Source organism: Pseudomonas putida (assembly GCF_028682175.1).
GTDB classification, from domain to species: domain Bacteria; phylum Pseudomonadota; class Gammaproteobacteria; order Pseudomonadales; family Pseudomonadaceae; genus Aquipseudomonas; species Aquipseudomonas putida_AD.
Genome location: NZ_JANHKS010000073.1, coordinates 1 through 20,006, shown reverse-complemented (window position 1 = coordinate 20,006; position 20,006 = coordinate 1). Strand labels below are relative to the sequence as shown.

The following is a 20,006-nucleotide window of genomic DNA, read 5'->3' as shown; positions in this document are numbered from 1 at the left end:
CTCTTCCGATCTGGGGGCGATCTTGAGGACGCCCCCGCCGGCAAGCCGTGCTGCTACGGGATTGCGGTGGATCGCGTTTTAAATCTCGCCCTTCTCCTCGATCACCGCACCCTTCTTGTTGCTGTGCGGATCCGGCACCTTTACCGAAGGAAATTGTGACGAGGCGTAACGCACCACCAGAATCGCGAACGCCAGCAGCAGAATCGCACCGCTGAGGTACACCACGCCCAGGTCCGGCGGCGCATGGTGCGACACGTCGGAGATCAGCAAGCGGGTCAACGCGGTGATCGCCACGTAGATCAGGAAACGCACCGGCATGTGGTTGGTCTTGAAATAGATCCCCACCATCGCGCCCAATTCCAGGTAGATGAACAGCAGCAGGATGTCGTCCACCGTGATATGACCCTTCTCCAGCATCCCCAGGAACGCCATCACCGCCGCCCATGCCGTCACGGCACCGATGGCGAACAGCGCCAGGTAGTGGAAGGTCTCGACGAACAGGTTGCCCAGAGACTCGGCGCAGGTGTGGACGCGCTGACGCAGGGACTCGGCCCAATTGATTTTCACGATGTACTTCCTTGAATAGCCCGAAAAGAATGATGCCGCACGCGGGTGACGCTTTTGTTTGCGCAACGTTGCCTGCGCAAAACCCAAGCATTAAAGGGGCCATGGGCTATGGTTGAGAACGCGACCGGTTGTCGCAAGGCAGCGCAGGGAAGCTGTAAATGAATGTGAATTGCCACTATTCAGGCAGCGGCGATTGCCTTATGCTTTGCACTGTATATAAACACAGTAGCTATCAAAGGTTACTTTCTTGAAGGCATATGAGGTGGTAAATGGCCGTCGAAGTGGTATACCGCAGCAGCCGGGATCTGGAGCGCTTGTTCATGGATAAAGCCGAAGCTGATCGTCATGACAAGATGCTCGAACTCGCCGAGTTGCTGTCCAGTGTCCTGAGCAAGGCAGTGCCTTCGCTGTCCGAAACCCAGGTTGAAGAAGCGGGTATCTACATGGCCAAGAACCGCGACGTCTTCGCCCGCGCGTTCAAGAATCAGCCGGATGCGCTGAATGAATTGCTGAGCGGTGACGCCACAGAGTGAATCGCGCAAATTCCGTAGCAGCACGGCTTGCCGGCGGTGGCGTCCTCAGGATCGACCCGCGGGCAAGCCCGGCTGCTACAGGTTTTTAGTGTTTGCGGGATCCATGTATGACCTCGGTTCCGTGCTGCTACGTTACGTGCGCCAGCGTCCGTTCTGCACCAGGCTTACCACGATCTCGGCGAAGGCGCGGGGCTTTTCCTGGGGTAGGTAGTTGGCCGCCATCAGTCCCACGCAGCGGGTGGGCTTGAGCACCTCGGCCAGGCTCGCCGCCCGACCGCCTTCCTGAAAGCCGGCCAGTACCGCTTCGGGAATGTGCAAGGCGTTCATCAAGTCGATCACGTCCTGGCCCAGGGCACTCTGCTCCTCAGTGCCGGGCGCCTGCTCCTCCAGCACTCTGGTACTGCCGTGACCACGCAGATACGGCACCACCACCCGCATTCCCTGTGCAACCAGAAGAGGCACCACTTCGGCGAAGCTTTGAATGTCGTAGGCCGCGCCATGCAGCAGAATCACCGCCCGACCATCTTCCGGCCCGGCTTCGACGTAGCCGATGTCGAGCACGTCAGTGCTGACTTGCTGAACCGGCCCCAGAGTGCTGCCAGAGGCAGCGGGCTCGGACGCAGCAAACACGGGCGTAAGATCAGCGAGTGCCAAGGCTGCGACACTCGCCGCAGAATAAGTCAGAAAGTGCCGACGATTGAGTGTGAATCCAGACATGGTTAATGCATTCCCGGGATTGTAAAAAGGGTCAGACGCCGACAATCAGCTCGCTGCCAAGCCAGCCGGCCAGCAGGCTGCCGACCTTCGCCACGCCGTCCTGTTCGCCCAGCCGCGCCACCAGCATTTCGCACAGATCCGCGAAACTGCCATTGCGCTGAAGCTGATCGAGCGCGGCGTATTCCAGCCCGTCGATTTCACGCAACCTTGAGGTGAACTGCCGACGCCAGACGAGCAGTCCACCCGCCTCGGCAAGCATTTCGCTCTCGGGCGGCGTGCGCTCCTCGCACAAGGCACTCCAGATCGCTTCGACGTTGGTGGTCATCACATGCACGCGCAGTGACGGTGTGAAACGCAGGCTGGCGTTATCCCAATCGACGGTGGCCAGCGCATCCAGCGTCAGGGGCTGGGCATCCCGTGCGACGAACGCCTCACCCAGTGCCAGCTCGATCCAGGCCAGTTCATGGATGTCCGGGTTGTCGGGGAAGCGTTCGCGCAACGTCTGTTCGAAGTCCTCGGCGTAGGCATCGAGCGTCCAGGCATGGGGCGGATATTTCTCGATGTGGGCGATGGCAGCGTTGCGAAACTCTTCTTCACCCAGCCATTTCTGCAACAGCGGGAAGCTGTGTTTCAGGCAATTGACGAGTTGAGTGCGGTAGTTGTTCTGGTAGACCGCAAGGCCTGCGGCGGCATGCACGCTCAAGCGATCGGCTGCATCTTCCGAGGCGTCCACCAGCCAGGACTGGAAATCGCGCTGCAGGTCGGCAAGCTTCATGCGACTTCTCCTGCACGGCGGCGAGCTTCTGCCGTACCCAGCTGGCGTGCTATGGACAACTCATCCAGCAGTTCGGCCAGGGGAGGAATGTCGTCATCGCGCTCGATCATGGTGGCGACCGGACCCAGTAGCGAAATGGCCTTGGCGTACAACTGCCAGACATCCGGGCAGACTGGGCTGTCGTGGGTGTCGATCAACAGGTCCGGGCCCTGGGTATGGCCAGCCAGATGAATCTGCCGCACGCGCTCGGCGGGAATACCATCGAGATACGCCAGCGCATCGAAGCCGTGGTTGCTGGCGCTGACGAACACGTTATTGACGTCCAGCAGCAGTTCGCAGCCGGTGCGGCGGGACATCTCGGCGATGAATTCCCACTCGGTCATGGCCGCGTCGGGGAAGCTCAGGTAGCTGGACGGGTTTTCGAACAGCATGGTCCGGCCGAGCGCGTCCTGGGCCTGGGATATGTTCGCGCACACGCGATCCAGCGCTTCGTGGGTGTAGGGCACCGGCAGCAGGTCATGGGAGTTGAAACCGCCAATGCGTGACCAGCTCAGGTGATCGGAGACGAACAGCGGTTGTACCTCATCCACCAGATTGCGCAGGCGCTTGAGGTAGGCCGGATTGAGGCCGTCAGCCGAGCCGATGGACATGGAAACACCATGCAGGACGACCGGATGACGCTCGCGCACCCGACGCAGGATGTCCCGTGGCTGACCGCCATCGACCATGAAGTTTTCGGAAATGACTTCGACGAAATCCACCGGCACGTCGCTTTCCAGAAAATCCTTGTAATGCTCCCGACGCAGGCCCAGCCCGTAACCTGAAAAAGCTGCTGTCATTTTGCGTTCTCCGCTGAAATGTATCGATGGGCAGATTTAACCGCCCTGCTGTATCTCCTCTGTGTCGCGCGGCGAATGAAGCGTGGCCCGATGTATCTGCGCCGGGGCGATATACATTCCGATACAAAACCCAACCTCATTCATCTCATCCCGATGTAGCAGTCCGGCTTGCCGGCGTCAGCGATTTCAAGGCCGCCGACGCCGGCGAGCCGGACTGCTACGGGACCTGTGTGTTCGCAGAATGCACGTTTCACCGCAGCCCCGTAGCAGCACGGCTTGCCGGCGGGGGCGGCCTTGAGATCGACCCGCGGGCAAGCCCGGCTGCTACGGGGCGTGGGAGGTCCCAAGATGGGCGTCTCGCCTCATTGTTCACAACGCAAAAGCCCGCCCTCCCGCTTTGCAACGGGAGGGCGGGCCTGGTTGATCGGGCTTATTTAGGCTCGGTCAGGGTGCCGCCAGCCTTGAGGCATTCGGACGGGGTCTTGACGATCACGCCCTGGCCCTTGCAGCTGTTCAGGCCTTTGCAGTCGTTCTTGGCGGTGGCGCACAGGCTTTCGCCCTTGCAGTTGTTCACGCCGTAGCAACGGCCTGGTTTCTCGGCGCTGGCATCGGCAGCCGAAGCGCCAACGCTGAAGGAAGCCGAAGCCAGAGCGATCAGGGCGGCGGCGGTGGCGATGCTGAAACGGGATTTGGTCGATACGTTCATGGTGTTCTCCAATTGCGGTCGGGATGAATCAAAAGGTTGTTAGCTGAGGGTTATTTGACGGCCAGTGCCGCGTCTTCGATGACCTGGGCCACGGCCTCAGGCTGCGAGATGTACACCGCGTGGCTGGCCTTGATTTCGGTGACCTTGGAGCCCGCACGTTTGTACATCCAGCGCTGCAGGTCAGGGCTCAGGGCGTGGTCTTCGGTGGCGACAATTGCGTAAGTCGGCTTGTTGTGCCAGGCAGCTGCCCAGGCCTGAACGCCAAAGGTGGCGGTGGTGGCGGCAGGCTGGGACGCGGCCATGAAATCGGTGCGGTTGGTGGTCAGGTCACCGGCGAAATCGGTGGCGAACTTGGCGCGGTCGAAGAACAGGTGACCGTCGCGGGTCGGACGAATGTCATCGCTTGGCGACGGCATCGAGGCAATCAACTGGCCCATGCTTTCGCCCACTTCCGGCTGCAACGCGGCGACATAAACCAGCGCCTTGACCTTGTCACGAACACCGGCCGCGCTGATCACGCCGCCACCGGAGCTGTGCCCGACCAGCACCACCGGGCCGACCTGCTGGTCGAGAATTTCCCGGGTCGCGGCCACGTCGGCATCCAGATTGGTCGCAGGCTGCTGCACCACGGTGACCTTGTAGCCCTTGTGAATCAGGATGTCGTGCACCACTCGCCAGCCCGAACCGTCCACGAACGAGCCGTGCACGATCACGATGTTTTTCGCGCCGGTCGGCGCAACCGGTGCAGCGGCAGAGGCCTGCGCAGACACCAGCAGAGGGGCAGCCACCGCCATGATGCCCAGGGCGAGTTTGGAAACTGTACGCATGTTGACTCTCCAGGGGCCTGTGCGGCCCCGCTCATGTTTCAGGGTTGTTGTTCAGCGAAGGACCGTGCGAAACCGTCCAAAAAACACTTCATCCAGCGACCAGCGACCGCGCCGTACACCACCAGCGGCAGCAGCAGAGCCGCCCAGGTCAGGTGCGTCGGCCAGGCATCGGGGTAAACGAAAATCTCGATCACCGCCGTCATGCCCAACAGCGCCGCCGCAGCGGGCCGGGTGACGAGCCCCAGCACCAGCAGAACCGGAAACAGGTGCTCTGCGTACGTGGCCAGGTAAGCCGCGAGTTCCGTCGGCAACACCGGTAACGCGTACTCGTACTGGAACAACTGAAAGGTCGATGGCTTGAGTGTCAGCAGCCCCGTGACCTTGGTGCGGCCCGACAGGAAGAACACCGAAGCGATGCCCAACCGCGCGACCAGCAACAGGAAGCTGGGCATGGCCGCCCGCAGCGCAGGCGCCAGAATCGCGCCGCGCATCACTTCTGTTCCGTCAGCGAGCCGAAGCCCTTGGGCGTCTTGATGGTGGTGCAGGTGCCTTTATCGACCAGCACCCAGGCGTTGCCCTGATAGTCAGCGCTGGAGGTCGCGGCGCACGAAGTGCCCGGGCCTGCGGCACAATCGTTCTGACCGGCCAGGGCCACGCCGTAGCATTTCTCTTTTGGGGTTGCCTGGTCGGCAGCCGAAGCAGTGCCCGCCAGAGCGGTCAGCGACAGGGCCAGGGTTGCAGCGAGGGCGGCGTATTTGGTGTTCATCGTTTATCTCCTGCTCATCGAAAAAGGGGTCCGAACCGGCACCCTTGTGAGGTTTCAGGGTTGAAACCGGTGTTGCGTTTCGGTGAGCAGATTTAAACGTGGGGCTGTATCTGGTCTGTGTCGCGGTTTGGGCAGAAGCCTTAGCAGATGTATCTCGAGTGGACCTGTACACAGTCCGATACAAATTCGAATGGAATAAAACCGATTGGGCAGAAACACGAGACTGTTGATCGTTCCCACGCTCTGCGTGGGAATGGCTCACGTGACGCTCCGCGTCACCGGACGCGGAGCGTCCTGGGCTGCATGCCCACGCGGAGCGTGGGCACGATCAGTCATGTTTCAGTCAGGTGGATTCAGGTTTTTCCAGCTCCTCCACCAACGCCTTGAAGAACCGCGCGGCCTCGCCTCCTGTCACCGCCCTGTGATCGAAGGTCAATGACAGCGGCAGGATCGGGTGGATGACCACTTGCCCGTCCATGGCCACCGGTTCCTGACGAATGCCCCCTGCGCCGATGATCGCTACCTGCGGCGGTACAACGATGGGGTTGGCGTAGCGGCCGAACAGGGTGCCGAAGTTGGACAGGGTGATGGTGGCGCCCATCATTTCCTTGGGCGGAATCGAGCGGGCCTTGACGTCGGCGCGCAGGCAGTTGAGGCCTTCTTTCAAATCCGCTGCATGGCGATTGCCGACGTCGCGCAGCACTGGCACGAACAGACCGTCCGGGGTATCGACGGCGATACCCAGATCCAGCTTCTCGTGGTGCTTGATCGACAGCGACTTGCCGTCGAACCAGCTGTTGAGCACCGGCTCGACCTTGCACGCCGCAGCCATGGCCTTGCCGATGCGAATCAGCGGATCACGGGCGACTCCCCAGCGATGCAAATCGGCATCGCCGAAAATCGTCACGGGCACCACTTCGGCGTGGGACTTGGCCATGTTCAGCGCCATGCTGCGGCGTACGCCGCGCAGTTTTTCGCCGCCGAACTTGTCGCGCTCGGCCTGGGAGGCGCTTTCCACATCGGCGCGGGTTATCAAGCCGTCGCTGCCCGAACCGCTCAAGGCGTTGAGGTCGACACCCAGTTGCCGCGCCAGTTGCCGTACCGCTGGGGTAGCTCGGGTCGAGAGGTGTTCACGGGTGGACGGCGCGGCGCCGACGAAAAACTGATCGTCCTGACTGCTGCCGCCCCCTTCCAGGCGCCCGACGACTGTCCCCGCATCGCCCTCGCCTTCAAATGCCATCAAGGGTTCGCCCACGTGAAGAATGTCGCCATCGCCACCGTAGACCTTCGCCACCACACCGTCATAGGGCGCAGGAATGTCGACGATGGCCTTGGCCGTCTCGACCGACACCACCAACTGGTCGGCCTTTACCGTGTCCCCCGCCTTGACGTGCCACTCGACGATTTCCGCTTCCTGCAAGCCTTCGCCCAGGTCGGGCAGTTTGAAATATTTCATCGCAAGCCTCCTCGGCCGTCAGGCGTAATTCAGGACAGTGTCACAGGCGTGAAGGATGTCTTCGACGCTGGGAATGTACAGCTGCTCCAGGCGATAGAGCGGCGGCGGAATGTCCGGCGCGGTGACCCGCTGGATCGGCGCCTGCAAATCCAGCAGCGCACGCTCGTAGAGGCTGGCGGCGATCTCCCCGCCCAGGCCGCCGGAACGTGGCGCTTCGTGGACGATCACGCAACGCCCGGTCTTGCGCACTGACGCTTCGAGGGTGTCCAGGTCCAGCGGTTTGACGCAGGCCACGTCGATCACCTCCGCCGACACGCCCTGCTCGGCAAGCGCGTTGGCAGCCTGCAAGGTTTCGTGAACGCTGGCGCCCCAACTGATGAGGGTGATGTCACTGCCTTCGCGCAGGGTAAAGCAGGTGTCCAGCGGCAGGCGTTTGCCATCGTCGACGAGGGTTTGCGGGTTCATGCGATAGAGGCGAGTGGGTTCGAGAAAGATCACAGGGTCAGGATCGTCGATGGCTGCCAGCAGCAGGCCATAGGCGCGGGCCGGCGAGGAAGGAATCACCACGCGCAACCCCGGTACATGGGCGAACATCGCTTCGGTACTTTCGCTGTGGTGTTCGGGCGCGCGAATCCCCGCGCCCATGGGCGAACGCATGACCATCGGGCAACTCAGGCGCCCCCGGGTGCGATTGCGCATGCGTGCAGCGTGGGACACCAGGTGTTCCATCGCGGCGTAGATGAAGCCCATGAACTGGATTTCCACCACAGGTTTCAGCCCCTGGGCCGCCATGCCGATGACCAGCCCGCCGAGCATTGTTTCAGCCAGTGGCGAGTCGATCACTCGTTTGAAACCAAAAGTGTCGCGCAGACCCTGGGTGGCGCGGAACACGCCGCCGTTGACGCCGACATCCTCGCCCAGCACCACGACGTTCTCGTCCTCGCTCATGGCGCGGTGCATCGCCAGGTTGACCGCTTCGAGCAGGCTGACTTTTTTATCTACAGCAGGCTTGTCCGTGGACAGATCATTCGCCATGACCAGCACCTCCATTACGACGGGCCACACGCTCAAGGAACCACTCGCGCTGATCGGCCAACGGCGCTGGCCATTTCGCATAGACATGGTCGATGACCGACTCGGGCGCCTGGTTGCCGGCGTTCTCGAAGTTATCCACAGACTGCTGGACCAGGCCCTGGCATTCGGCGATCAAGGCCTGCTCCCGGCCCTCGTCCCACACGCCCTGGGCAGCCATGAATGACTGCAGCCGCTTGATCGGTTCCTCCTGCCAAGCCTGCTTGACCTCATCGGCGGGCCGATAACGGGTGGCGTCGTCGGCGGTGGTGTGATCCCCCAGCCGGTAGCTGATGCATTCCAGCAACACCGGGCCCTTGCCCTTGCGCGCCCGTTCCAGCGCCACCTGCATGCGGTCATACACAGCAAGGATGTCGTTGCCGTCCACCTGTTCGCCATGAAAGCCCGCGCCGACGGCCTTCTGCGCCAGGGTCGGGGCGCCGCACTGGATGCGCCGGGGCACGGAGATCGCCCACTGGTTATTGTTGATGACGAACACCACCGGCAATTGCCAGGCACCCGCCACGTTCAGGGCTTCGAGAAAATCGCCCTTGCTGGTCGCACCGTCGCCGCAGGTGGTCACGGCCACGCGATGCTCGCCCCGGATCTTGAACGCGCTGGCCACCCCGCAGGCATGCAGCGCCTGGGTCGCAATGGGCACGCACAACGGAAAGTCCTGGGCCACGGCAGGCTCGGCATAGTCACTGCCGCGTTCGTCGCCGCCCCAGTACAGCAGGATTTCTTCCATGCGCACCCCGCGCATCAGTTGCACGGCAGTGTCGCGGTAATAGGGAATCAGCACGTCTTCGGGGTGCATCAGGCTGCCGATGGCAACGCCAATGGCTTCCTGGCCGAGGGTGGGTGCGTAGGTGCCGATGCGGCCGGTGCGTTGCAGTGCCACGGCTTTCTGGTCGAAAAGCCGGGTCAGGACCATTTGTCGGTAAAGGCGGGTGAGGAGGTTGAAGTCATCGGCCCACTGGGGAAGTTCGCCGGTCAGTTGACCGTCCGGGGACAGATAACGGGTGTACGCAAGATCGATCTTGTTATTGGACATTGCACACTCCTGACACGCGCCCTCGTCGTGGCGCGTGATGGTCTTGGCTTTGCGACTTGTGGTCGAAAGCTTCGTTCGAATCGCGCCGGTAAGGCGCTTATTCGAGGTTCAACAGGCGTTCTGCCAATGCATCGGCTACCCGCGCGGGTGAGCGCTTCTCGGCCTGGGCATGGGCAAATACTTCAGTCAGCCGTGTTCCTATCTGGGACAGATGTGCGGTGATGGTGTTCTGGTTTTCTCCTTGATGTTGCAGCGCCAGGTAGATCAATCCCCCTGAATTGATGACGTAATCGGGAGCGTAGAGGATGCCGCGGGCTTCGAGCTGATCGGCGATGGCCGCGCAACTCAATTGATTGTTGGCGCCGCCCGCCACGGCCGCGCAGCGCAGTTTGGTCACGCTGTGACTGTTGAGCACGCCGCCCAGCCCGCAAGGCGCGAGAATGTCGCAAGCGGTGCTGAGCAAGGCTTCGCTGGCGACGGGCTTGGCGCCCATCTGTTCCATGGCCAGTTGCACCTTGCCGCTGTCCAGGTCCGCCACCAGCAACTCTGCACCTGCCGAATGCAGTTGCTCGGCCAGGGCATAACCCACATGCCCCAGGCCCTGGATGGCCACTCGCAGCCCTTCGAGATTGTCGCTGCCCAGCCGGGCCATGGCCGTGGCGCGAATCCCCGCATACAGCCCCAACGCGGTATGGGCTGCCGGATCGCCGGTGTTGGTGGTGCTGGTGACGTGCTGGGTGTATTGGGCGATGCAGTCCATGTCTTCTATCGAGGTGCCACTGTCCATGGCCGTGATGTAACGGCCATCCAGGGTTTCGACGAAGCGTCCGAATGCCTCGAACAGCGCCGCGCGATCCGGCACGTGGGCCGGACGCAGGATGACCGCCGTCCCGCCGCCCAGCGACAAGCCAGCCAGCACAGCCTTGTAGCTCATGTTCCTGGCCAACTGAATAGCGTCTTCTATAGCGCTCTCTTCATTCGGATAGGAAAGATAGCGACAGCCACCCAGAGCCGGACCTTTCTGGCTGCTGTGAATCGCGATCACGGCTTTGAGGCAGGTGTGCGAATCGACGATCAGGTGCAGCGATTGAACACGTGAACTTTGCATGAGAGCGAACATAGGCAGTGCTCCCGGTTTTTGTTCTGCGAGTATAGGCGCTGGCAGAAAAATCGACGGCTTCGTTGGGCAGATCCTGACAACCTGCCTGCAACGCCGACGCAGAACGCACCCTGCAACAATCGGCGCTGGACGAACCTTGCCCGCAGCGCTAAAACGGGAGCATCGTCAGCCTGAAGTCAGACGCCCGATCCGACCGGAGAAGCCGATGAACCCGCGCCAACATTGTCTCGAATGCCTGCAACGCACCCCGCCCTCGACGTTCGAGGCTGCCCTGTGGATATCTCTGGAACACGACGCCGGGGTGGACCTGGGGCAAACCCGGGAACTGCTCGCAGAACTGCAGCGTCGCATCAGCGCCGCCCTGCCCCTGATCCCGGCTGCCGAGCTCGCCCAGCCTTTGCTGCGCCAGATGGCGACGATCGGCTTTCAGCAGGACGACGTGGCGCAGCCCAAACCGCAGGTCGCATTGCTGCACAAGATCGTCGAGCGCAGGCGCGGTCAGCCACTGGGGCTGGCACTGGTCGCGCTTGAGCTGGCCAGGCGCCTGGAGATTCCGCTGGAGGGGGTGAACTTTCCCGGGCATTTTCTGCTGCGCGTGCCAGGAGCCGATCACACGCTGGACCCTTGCGATGGCCGCAGGCTCTACCCCAAGGACTGCCGGGAATTACTGCTGCGCCAGTTCGGCCCGGATATTGCGCTCAAGGCCGAGCACATGGTCACGGCAACGCCGGTCGCGATGATCCAGCGCCTGTCGCGCAACCTGCGGCATCTGCACCAGATCAACGATGATTTCATGGCCTCCCTCAAGGATGCCAACCGGGTACTGGAACTGGGCCAGGCCAACACCAGCGATTACCTCGCCCGCGCCAGCCTGTACCAGCATCTGGAATGCCCGCAGGCCGAACGATTCGACCTGGAGCATGCGTTGTTATTGAGTGATGATCCGGTTCAGCGGATCAGGTTGACCCAGCGGCTGGTGCAACTGCCGTCGGGTCGGGCGATTCATTGAGTCACCAGCGGTGATAGCTTCAGGTTTCAGGCAATCGCTTGAAGATCCGACAGCGAAGGCAAATTCCGTGGTTTGAGGCGCTTGCTCTTTTCTTTCTTGCGAAGTTTCCGGACTTTTTTGGCGGTCTTGAACGCTTCTTTCGCGGCCGATATGAAAAAGTCCCGGGCGCGAGTACGGTCGCCCTCCTGATAGGCATAAATGCCCCTGAACAGATCGACGCCAGCATGGAACGCATGCCACATGGCAGAAGTAAGCGGATGAAGGTCGGCAATCTCGCCCCCGTACTTGCGCACAAAGTCGTAGGTTTTCAACATGCGACGCTCGGTTTTACTTTGCGTCTGGCTATCGATATCGACGATCAGCAGATTGATCATCGTACTGTGAACCGACTGGTACGAACGGATAGCTTCACCCAAACGCACGGCATAGGGTTGGCCATCAACTATTGGGGAAACTTCAAGCTTCTGCATCAAGGTGCCGATGATGCGCTGTCTGCTGTAAGTAGCCTTGTCGTAGTAATACTGCGGCATGCCTGGGCGCTGCACCGACGTGACGATGTCCTGTTCGGGACGAAACAGATAACCGTCTGGCGCTTTCGGCGTATAGGCAAGCGTGCGCAGATGGCTGCGGCCACTGTTTGGCTTGAACAGATGTACGTCGCGTATATGCACATATTCCATCAGCAACGGGTGAAGAGTGCCGTCGACTACCTGAACGGGTTTGCTGCTGTCATCATGACTGCCGATTTCCTTGATCAGCCAATTGTATTCCTGAGGGGTGATATGCCCGCGTGAAAGGGAGATCTTTGCGTCACGAATCATCTCGTAATGCATCTTGCGGCTGAACAACTCCAGCGCACGTTTGGGAGGCCTGTTCGTCAGACTCCACTGATGAGCGCGCAACTGCTTGATGTAGTCGTCGGCATAATCCGACCCGCGAATCATGCTGTCGATGAACGAGGCGGACAAGCCGGAAATATCCTGACCGATCGAGGAATGAAGCACGGCGCCGGTGTGGAATTCATAGTCTTCGTTGGAGTAGCCCGCCATGAAAAGATCAGTCAGGCACTTGAGAGCGCTGTAGCGGCCCAGATCGAGACCCATGCCATCCTGCTCACCCTTCAGGTCGCAATAAACCGTATCCGGATCAATTTGACCCGGTATGCCGCTCGCCTTCAAGTGAGCGTCGATCAACCGCATGCATTCCCGGCGGGCGGCGACTCTCCACGACACGATCTCGTAAGTCTTGTAGGCATTTTCCAGCGCCGCGATTCTATAACCCTGCGTAACGGCTTCAGTATCGCGAGAGGGCGCAGGATTCTGCCCTGAACTGCCCACGGCATTCACTCCGCGTTCCAGTATCCGCTCAACCTTGTGCTGATAGAAACGCCCCAGAGTCTCATCGAACGAGTCAGTGTCGCGCTTCGCAAATATGACGCTGTCGGGTTCCCATTTGACGGGCTTGAGCCGAATGCTCTCGACATACACCGAAAGATCCTGATCCGCCCCGCCCCCTACCTGATCCAGCAGATACTGGGCTCCTGGCGCTTTGGCCATCCAGCCACCGACTTCCTGGGACAGTTGCCGCCAGGTCGAGAAATCGAAAAGACTCCGACCACCCGGCAAGCCCGGCGCATACAACACATACAGCTCTCCTTCTGCGTCGGTTGCACGCAGGACCAGCACATCCTCGAACCGACGGCTTCCACTTTTGAGGAACAAAGAGCCTGATTGCAGGGACTGGCTGGAACCGGAAAGTGCCTGTTCGATCAGGGCTACTCCACGACCGGACAGGTGCCCCTGCAGCCTTGCCAGCAACAGGCTCAGTCCCAGTTCGCTGGCCTGCAAGGCAACCATTGCCTTGCGCATGGCTGGGCTGTAATACCGACGCTGGACCTCCTGAACATGACGTTCACCCAAATCAAGCGTGCCGACGAGGCGCTCGACGAAATCGAAATCCAGATCAGGGTGACTCATCGCAGGATCGACCTTGATGCCGGGCCTGCTCCTGGAGTCGATGCTGGGCAGGCCATTCATTGCAAAGTGCAGGAGTGACCGGCTATACGTCGTCTCAAGCGGCCCTGTGCCTAAAGCAATGCGGTCAGGTATGTTCACCATCACGCGCTGTGGATCCGGGGTGTACCCCAAAAAGGCCTCCAACCAGGCTTCGATCTCGTCGCGCGCGTACTGCTCGAAGGAATCAACGCCCTGGGTCAGTTTCCTGACAGCGGTTTCACATAGATCGCGTTCAGCTTTCAGCTCCTCATATCGCCGTACATCATCGCGCTGCGCCCATTTGAGCCAGTCAGGCCGGGATTGGCTGTCGATGAACTGCAGCAGGCGAATGTAGCGGGTACCCAGCAGATCGATCATGTCAGCTGACTGGCTGGCATCGTCGAACAGGCGCAACATCGCGCCCAGATCATCGGTATTGTGACGAGCCTGATCCGACAGGTACTCGATGTCATCGAGCTGTTTTTGGCGCAGATCAGCAATCAGGCGCCAGGCAGGTTTATCAGACAGACGCTTGAAATCCAGCCGCAAGGTCGACAGGGCCATTCGTTCTACGCGCACCTGGTGCTCCAGAGACAGATTGCTGGTTACCTGATCGGCGGAACGCTCCTGGTCCAGTCGCCGGCGCAAGGAATCCTGCAGACCCTTCAACGTATCGAACTTCTCGACCCCCAAGCCAGGAGACACCATGTAGACGCAAGTGTCGGTGTCACGCCCGGATCTGGTGGCAAGGTCCATTCCATCACCGCTCACGACGAATACGCCGCCCAATGGGAACCGCTCTCCCTCGGCTGTCTGAAGGGCTACCGAGAAAACGTTCTGTGTGACACCGCTCATTGCATCACTCAGCAGATTCTCGTCCTGGACCGTCAGCTGTTTTGCATTGACGCCACCCCGGATGGCGTGATCGAAAATGCGTTGCTGGACCCCGGCCAGGATTTCATGTCGCTCACCGGTGACGGCGCCCTCCCCCGGAATCCTGGGAAACACATGCTCTTCATCCTCCCAGTAGCCGTTGAGCGAAAAGTTGAACATGCCGGCCAGTCGCGATAATGCGTCACGGAACACCGTCTTGAGGGCCGCCATGTCCAGCTCGCGGGGCTGATGCTGAACCCCTGTGGAGTTCATTCGCCAGGACAGGATGGCGCTCATGTCATCGATGTAGGAACGATCACCGAAAAATGCATGAAGCAGTGCATGAGTCAGAGACAGTGGCTTGATGGCAGCGCCAGCAACCTCCTGACGATGAATGAATATGGCGTCCGGATTAGGGTGGCGGGTACAACGGGTCAGCCAGAAAACCAGCGCCTCCCGCGCGGTTTGTTGCAGCGTTGGTGCCTGACGCAACTGCTCCGCAATAATGGCCCCAAGCTCGCCTTCCGCTTCGGCATTTTGTATAGCCGAAGAACGACCATTATTTCGTGGGTAAGCAGATACAGATGTAGTTGACATAATTTACCGCTCCATTGATGGCTGCCCACGCCCCTGATGACATCCAGTCACAGGGAACCAAACGTGGACAACCCGAATGCAGCTCAATCTAAACCAGAGCCAGTTCGCGACTGCACTACATATTGCTATTGTGGCTTCCGCGCTTCTGAAAAACTCGTAAGAAAAGAACGATTTTCCTGCTTTTATGACGACCATTCCCACTATTGCGACAACCGTAACAGTCAATGTCAGAAAGCGGGATGTATTGCGGTCGTGTTGCGCTCTATCATGACGCCATCGAAGCAGTTAAGGATTGACAAGTGAAAGCCACGCTCTCACACAAACTGCGATTGCTTCTGACGTAGATTTTTAGCTCCTGGATCTCACGTCTTGTTTAGCCGCTGCTGTTGCAGCGGCTTTTTTTATCATTGAAAGTCATCCCGGCGCATGATGGCTTTGTTATATCGCTGTGCCGAGCAGCCAATCCTGAGATCCAAGTAAGCCTCACGCACCAGCTTAAACCCGAATATTGACCATCGATTTTTCCCTTGGTGTTTTCGCGTATCCCTCCAGCGCCAACAAAACAGCCAGCGCCGCATTGACCTCTATCCGTTCGCCCTTGGCTAGCTCATTGTCTTTGAAAGACTCCCTGTTCAACGACGCCAGTTTGCTCGCCAGGAATTCATAGGCGTCAATTTCCCTGTCCAGCGTCAGGGGGTTGCCCTGTGCATCCAGCGGCATGTCCATACTGGATATGGAATGCGCAAGATCGCTGTCGATCAAACCCTGATCGGCTAAAAAAGCAGTCACCTCAAGCAACTGTCTATTTGTCGTGCGCCGGGGATCGAAACCGCTCAGGTCCAGATTGAGCCCTTCCAGTTTTTTTACATCGGCAATGGTCTTGTCCGACCAATATTGCCGCACTTGCTGTTTGATTGCCTCCTCGCGTGGAGCAAGGCCGGATTTGACCTCAAACTTCTTGTCTGGGAGCGGCTGATACAGTTTCAGACGCTTCTCCACCTGACTCAAATTACCAATCATAAAACCTCCAAAAGACAGAATGCATCTTTCGAGGTGTCGGGCGGTTATCACCGGTATTGAGTCAAAACCCGTGAAGACGGGATCATTGCTTAACTAAGAGACAAGTCCTACAACCAGCCAAATAACTATCCTACAAAAACGGCCAGTCCGATCACTCGAACTGGCCGCCTGGAACTGCGGCAAACCCGTCAGCCGTTAAAGCGCTGCAAATTAGCCATCATCTCTTTCAGCGCTTCGACGTTATCCGCCGGATGAACAGCGTCGGTGAAGTCGCCGATGGCGCCCCACTGCGCCGCAACATCTTCAGGGGTGAATCCAGCGTGGGGATCGAATCCCGCGCCCAGGCTACGTTCCCAGCGCACTTTTCCGACCCAGCCGCCGCCAACTTCGTACAGCCCGGCGCTGTCCTGGCACTGTTCGCTGCCCAGATACACCACTAACGGGCTGACCAGTTCCGGCTTGAGCAACTCGAAAACGCTGGCAGGGATCAGGCCTTCGGTCATGCGGGTGCCTCCCGTGGGGGCGATGGCGTTGACCAGGATGTTGTTCTTGCGCCCTTCCAGCGCCAGGGTGCGGGTCAGGCCATATAGCCCAAGCTTGGCCATGCCGTAGTTGGCCTGGCCGAAGTTGCCGTAGATGCCCGACGTGGAAGCGGTGAAGATCACCCGGCCATAGTTCTGTTCGCGCAGGTGAGGCCAGGCGGCGCGGGTGACTTTGTAGGCGCCTTCGACGTGAACGCGGTAGACCAGGTCCCAGTCGGCGTCCTCCATTTTTGCGAAGCTCTTGTCACGCAGGATCCCGGCATTGTTGACCACCACGTCGATGCGACCGAACGCATCCAGCGCGTGCTGCACGATGCGCTCGCCGTCGGTCACCGAGTCATGGTTGGCAACGGCCTGTCCGCCGGCCTCGCGAATTTCGGCCACCACGCGGTCGGCCGCCGAGGCGTTGGCGCCTTCGCCATGGGCTGAGCCACCCAGGTCGTTGACCACCACACGCGCACCGTGGCGGGCGAACAACAAGGCGTGGGCACGACCCAGTCCGCCACCGGCACCCGTGACGATCACGACTTTATCTTCGAAACGTACAGATTCGCTCATGTGCTCTCCCCCATTTGTGAAGGAGAGTGTCGGTCAGTCACGGGCCGGTCACAATCAACACGAGCCGCTCTGAATGGTGGTCGATAACGCAAAGGGATGATTGGCCGGAGCACTGTCCTGCACGACCCGAGACGTGGCGGCCACCGGCAACAGCCCGTAAAGCCCGGTGCGAAATTCTTCATACAGGCGCAGCACCAGGTTGGGCGCCTCGATGTGGGGATAGCGGCCGATGGCCGGTATCAGGATGGTGTCGGGATCGGGCACCAGCTCTCTATAACGTTCGACCATGTGCCGGCCGGACACCGGATCCCCCGCGCCATTGATGAAGCGCATCGGCACCCGGCCGTGCTGCATGGCCTGGACCCAGCGTTCCCGGTGGCGAAGGCGCTCCGGTATATAGCTGACCAGGCGGTACAGAATGTGATGCCCCTGGCCGGCGGCGATCAGGCTCCAGAAGTCATCCAGCTCACTTTCACTGGGGCGGGTATCGGGGCCGAACACGCGGCTGAAATCCCGGTCCAGGCTGCACCGGTCAAAAATCCGGCCGATCAGCCAGCCCAGCGGGCTGAGCAGCAGCTTCTGGATGAACAGCGCCCGGTGTGTTTCCGGAAACAACCCGCCATTGAGAAATACGCAACTGGCCATGTCGAACCGGCCTTCGCCGTGGCGGGCCAGCAACTCCTGGGCAACGCTGTCGCCGTAGTCGTGGGCCAGTACATGCACCGGTTGCGACACCTGAAGATGATCGAGCAACGCCTGTTGAAGATCCGCCTGCTCGATGAGGCTGTAGTCATGATCGCGGGGTTTGTCCGAATCGCCGAAACCGAGCATGTCGCAAGCGATGACCCGATAACGGCGTGACAGAGGCTGCCACAGGTAATGCCAGTCCCAACTGGCGGTCGGAAAGCCGTGGATGAGCAGCAACGGCTCACCTTGCCCCGCCGCCCAGTAGCGGATGTTCCGGCCCCTGAACGCGAAGTCATGCCCACGGGTGCGCCAGACGCACAGCGGGATTTCCGCCAGGCTCATTACAGCGCAGTTCCTGGTTTGCAAAAATCGGCTTTCACGATCGGCGTCCCTCCGGCGGTTATTCTGCTCTCATGGTTCAGCAGTCTAGCCAGCCGTGGGGAAAGCGAAACTTGCCTTGGCAGCCACCTTAGTGGCCCGGCGAGTCAGCCTGTGGCGCAGCGCTCTGGCGCGGGCATCACAGGCCGGCGTGTGTTCAGGCGCTCAATTGCTGGACGAAATCGGCAAGCCAGGGCTCGGCGTCGGTTTCAGGAGTGACGGTCTCGCTGGCGTCCAGGCGCAGCATGTCCTGCACCTCGCGCACGCCCAGTTCCAGAAACAGTTCCCGCATCTGCTCGCCACCGCCGCAGAAGGTGTCGCCGTAACTGGCATCGCCCAGAGCGATCACGCCACCCGGCAGGCCGCGCCATGCGCCAGGCAGCACATCGCGGATCTGCGAGTACAGCGGCTGAAGGTTGTCGGGCAGCTCACCCAGGCCCGTCGTCGAGGTAACGGCCAGCAACGCCTCGGGCGCGAAGGCCTGCAGATCGGCCAGCGTCGCGCGGGAATTGAAATACACCTCGTGACCGGCGTCTTTGATGATCTGCTGAGCGTGTCGGGCAACTTCTTCGGCCGAGCCGTACACCGAGCCCGAAACAATGGCGACTTTCATGCTGTAATCCTGATTCCATGGCTGAGTAAAAAGTGCGCCATTATGCCTGAGGCGCTCGTAATGTCTTAGAATGCTGGCTTTGCGATGGCTGCCCGGGAGCGTGTAATGATTAACGCAAAACTGATGCAGCTGATGGTCGATGTATCCAATGACGGCATCGTGGTCGCCGAGCACGAGGGTGACGATAACATCCTCATCTATGCCAACAAGGCGTTCGAACGCCTGACGGGCTTCAGCGCCGACGAAATCCTGTATCAGGACTGCCGTTTTCTGCAGGCCGAGGACCGCGACCAGCCGGCGGTAGGCGTCATTCGCCAAGCCCTGGAAACAGGTGAGCCCTGCCGTCAGGTGCTGCGCAACTATCGCAAGGACGGGACGTCATTCTGGAATGAGCTGTCGATCACGCCGGTTTTCAACGATGCCGAGAACTCGATGTATTTCATCGGCATACAAAAGGACGTGACCGAGCAGGTGCTGGCTCAGGAAAAAATTGTCGAATTGCAGGCCGAACTGGCGCAAGCTCGCCTTGAGATAGAGGCGTTGAAGCGCAAAATCCTGTAACTGACGAACGGCAGCAACCAAAAAACGAATTTATTGTCTCTTTTTTCAATAACCGGTTAATCGAGCTTGACCATGCAGCGCGACAATATCCTCACGCAGGATGAGCTGGACTTCATCCAGAACATGCAGCACAACCCCAAGCTGAATGTGCACGACAAGTCGCGCAGCCTGGTGGTTAATGGTGGAGTACAGATTCAGGACCTGCTGACGCGACTGGCCGCCCATGAGCAAGTGACGATTCAGGCGCAATTCGACAATCAGCAGATGACCTTTCCGCTGCATCTGGTCGAAGACGAGTTTCACGCGCTGCACCTGGAACTGGGTGCGCCGAGCATTTTCGAAGAGGGCCCGCGGATTCGTCCGTGGCGCCTGATTCTGCCGCAGCCAGTGGCACTGGAAACCGAGAAGGGCTCGCTGACAGCGCTGTGGGTCCATGAAATATCGTTCAAGGGCATCCTGCTGGAAATCCGCAAGCAGACCAAACCGCCCAAGTATTTCTCGGCCTGGTTCACCCCCAACGGCCTGGCCCCCATCGCGCTGCGCGGCACCTTCGAACGCCTGACCGAGCAAGGCCTGGCCGCCTATCGCCTGAGCCAGAACAGCAAGGAAGACACCGAGCGCCTGCGCCAGTACATCCTGCAGGAACACCGCAAGATTCATCCTTCGATGCACCTCTGAACCACACGATACCCCGTAGCAGCACGGCTTGCCGGCGGGGGCGTCCGTACAATCGCCCCCAGATC

Annotated in this window: 21 protein-coding genes; 4 read left to right on the top strand and 17 right to left on the bottom strand. The window is 60.1% G+C overall.

Translation table 11 applies throughout. From position 1 onward, the window contains the following. Window positions 1-78: 78 nt before the first annotated feature. Window positions 79-567, bottom strand: a complete 489-nt coding sequence (locus NPS29_RS27245; RefSeq protein ID WP_274136535.1) for a phosphate-starvation-inducible protein PsiE — start codon at window positions 565-567, stop codon at window positions 79-81. A 269-nt stretch (window positions 568-836) separates the two neighbouring features. Here NPS29_RS27245 and NPS29_RS27240 point away from each other — a divergent pair, with 269 nt between their 5' ends. Further along, window positions 837-1,100 (top strand): YebG family protein, encoded by a 264-nt coding sequence (locus tag NPS29_RS27240; protein WP_274136533.1) that lies wholly within the window; start codon window positions 837-839, stop codon window positions 1,098-1,100. A gap of 132 nt (window positions 1,101-1,232) precedes the next feature. On the opposite strand, the gene NPS29_RS27235 is transcribed toward NPS29_RS27240, so the two are convergent. The 11 genes from NPS29_RS27235 to NPS29_RS27185 form a co-directional block, all read right to left on the bottom strand. Continuing rightward, window positions 1,233-1,817, bottom strand: a complete 585-nt coding sequence (locus NPS29_RS27235) for an alpha/beta fold hydrolase (protein WP_274136531.1) — start codon at window positions 1,815-1,817, stop codon at window positions 1,233-1,235. 31 nt (window positions 1,818-1,848) lie between these two features. Next, a complete protein-coding gene (locus tag NPS29_RS27230; RefSeq protein WP_274136529.1) occupies window positions 1,849-2,592 on the bottom strand; it encodes a DNA-binding domain-containing protein in 744 nt (247 codons plus the stop codon). Next, window positions 2,589-3,431, bottom strand: a complete 843-nt coding sequence (locus tag NPS29_RS27225; protein ID WP_274136527.1) for a DUF692 domain-containing protein — start codon at window positions 3,429-3,431, stop codon at window positions 2,589-2,591. Before NPS29_RS27225 ends, NPS29_RS27230 begins: the two co-directional genes overlap by 4 nt. Before the next feature lie 430 nt (window positions 3,432-3,861). Continuing rightward, window positions 3,862-4,137 (bottom strand): hypothetical protein, encoded by a 276-nt coding sequence (locus tag NPS29_RS27220; RefSeq protein WP_274136525.1) that lies wholly within the window; start codon window positions 4,135-4,137, stop codon window positions 3,862-3,864. 50 nt (window positions 4,138-4,187) lie between these two features. Further along, window positions 4,188-4,964: an alpha/beta fold hydrolase gene (locus NPS29_RS27215; protein WP_274136524.1), complete on the bottom strand. Its 777-nt coding sequence runs from the start codon at window positions 4,962-4,964 to the stop codon at window positions 4,188-4,190. A gap of 38 nt (window positions 4,965-5,002) precedes the next feature. Next, on the bottom strand, window positions 5,003-5,455 hold the full coding sequence (locus NPS29_RS27210) for a DoxX family protein (protein ID WP_274136523.1): 453 nt from the start codon (window positions 5,453-5,455) through the stop codon (window positions 5,003-5,005). After that, a complete protein-coding gene (locus NPS29_RS27205; protein WP_274136522.1) occupies window positions 5,455-5,730 on the bottom strand; it encodes a DUF2282 domain-containing protein in 276 nt (91 codons plus the stop codon). The genes NPS29_RS27210 and NPS29_RS27205 overlap by 1 nt, the downstream gene beginning before the upstream one ends. A gap of 343 nt (window positions 5,731-6,073) precedes the next feature. Further along, window positions 6,074-7,186 (bottom strand): dihydrolipoamide acetyltransferase family protein, encoded by a 1,113-nt coding sequence (locus NPS29_RS27200; RefSeq protein ID WP_274136521.1) that lies wholly within the window; start codon window positions 7,184-7,186, stop codon window positions 6,074-6,076. Window positions 7,187-7,204: 18 nt separating this feature from the next. Continuing rightward, a complete protein-coding gene (locus NPS29_RS27195) occupies window positions 7,205-8,221 on the bottom strand; it encodes an alpha-ketoacid dehydrogenase subunit beta (protein WP_274136520.1) in 1,017 nt (338 codons plus the stop codon). Beyond that, window positions 8,211-9,311 (bottom strand): pyruvate dehydrogenase (acetyl-transferring) E1 component subunit alpha, encoded by a 1,101-nt coding sequence (pdhA, locus tag NPS29_RS27190; RefSeq protein WP_274136519.1) that lies wholly within the window; start codon window positions 9,309-9,311, stop codon window positions 8,211-8,213. The genes NPS29_RS27195 and pdhA overlap by 11 nt, the downstream gene beginning before the upstream one ends. A gap of 97 nt (window positions 9,312-9,408) precedes the next feature. Further along, window positions 9,409-10,431 carry a Glu/Leu/Phe/Val dehydrogenase family protein gene (locus NPS29_RS27185; protein ID WP_274136518.1) on the bottom strand — a complete coding sequence of 341 codons (1,023 nt, stop codon included), beginning with the start codon at window positions 10,429-10,431 and terminating at the stop codon, window positions 9,409-9,411. Between the two features lie 205 nt (window positions 10,432-10,636). Between NPS29_RS27185 and NPS29_RS27180 the strand changes: the two genes are divergently transcribed. Continuing rightward, complete coding sequence (locus tag NPS29_RS27180; RefSeq protein ID WP_274136517.1) at window positions 10,637-11,440, top strand: SirB1 family protein; 804 nt, start codon at window positions 10,637-10,639, stop codon at window positions 11,438-11,440. A gap of 26 nt (window positions 11,441-11,466) precedes the next feature. Here NPS29_RS27180 and NPS29_RS27175 read toward each other — a convergent pair whose 3' ends face one another. From NPS29_RS27175 to NPS29_RS27155, 5 genes are all read right to left on the bottom strand, one after another. Beyond that, entirely contained in the window at window positions 11,467-14,904 is a 3,438-nt protein-coding gene (locus NPS29_RS27175) for a dermonecrotic toxin domain-containing protein (protein ID WP_274136516.1), read from the bottom strand. A 495-nt stretch (window positions 14,905-15,399) separates the two neighbouring features. Further along, on the bottom strand, window positions 15,400-15,924 hold the full coding sequence (locus NPS29_RS27170; protein ID WP_274136515.1) for a hypothetical protein: 525 nt from the start codon (window positions 15,922-15,924) through the stop codon (window positions 15,400-15,402). Between the two features lie 188 nt (window positions 15,925-16,112). Continuing rightward, entirely contained in the window at window positions 16,113-17,024 is a 912-nt protein-coding gene (locus tag NPS29_RS27165) for an SDR family oxidoreductase (protein ID WP_274136514.1), read from the bottom strand. A 54-nt stretch (window positions 17,025-17,078) separates the two neighbouring features. Continuing rightward, window positions 17,079-18,053, bottom strand: coding sequence for an alpha/beta fold hydrolase (locus NPS29_RS27160; protein ID WP_274136513.1), 975 nt, complete (start codon window positions 18,051-18,053; stop codon window positions 17,079-17,081). Between the two features lie 193 nt (window positions 18,054-18,246). After that, on the bottom strand, window positions 18,247-18,702 hold the full coding sequence (locus NPS29_RS27155; RefSeq protein WP_274136512.1) for a flavodoxin: 456 nt from the start codon (window positions 18,700-18,702) through the stop codon (window positions 18,247-18,249). A 105-nt stretch (window positions 18,703-18,807) separates the two neighbouring features. On the opposite strand from NPS29_RS27155, the gene NPS29_RS27150 reads away from it, so the two are divergent. After that, entirely contained in the window at window positions 18,808-19,263 is a 456-nt protein-coding gene (locus tag NPS29_RS27150) for a PAS domain-containing protein (protein WP_274136511.1), read from the top strand. A 72-nt stretch (window positions 19,264-19,335) separates the two neighbouring features. Further along, window positions 19,336-19,941: a hypothetical protein gene (locus tag NPS29_RS27145; protein WP_274136510.1), complete on the top strand. Its 606-nt coding sequence runs from the start codon at window positions 19,336-19,338 to the stop codon at window positions 19,939-19,941. Window positions 19,942-20,006 lie beyond the last annotated feature (65 nt).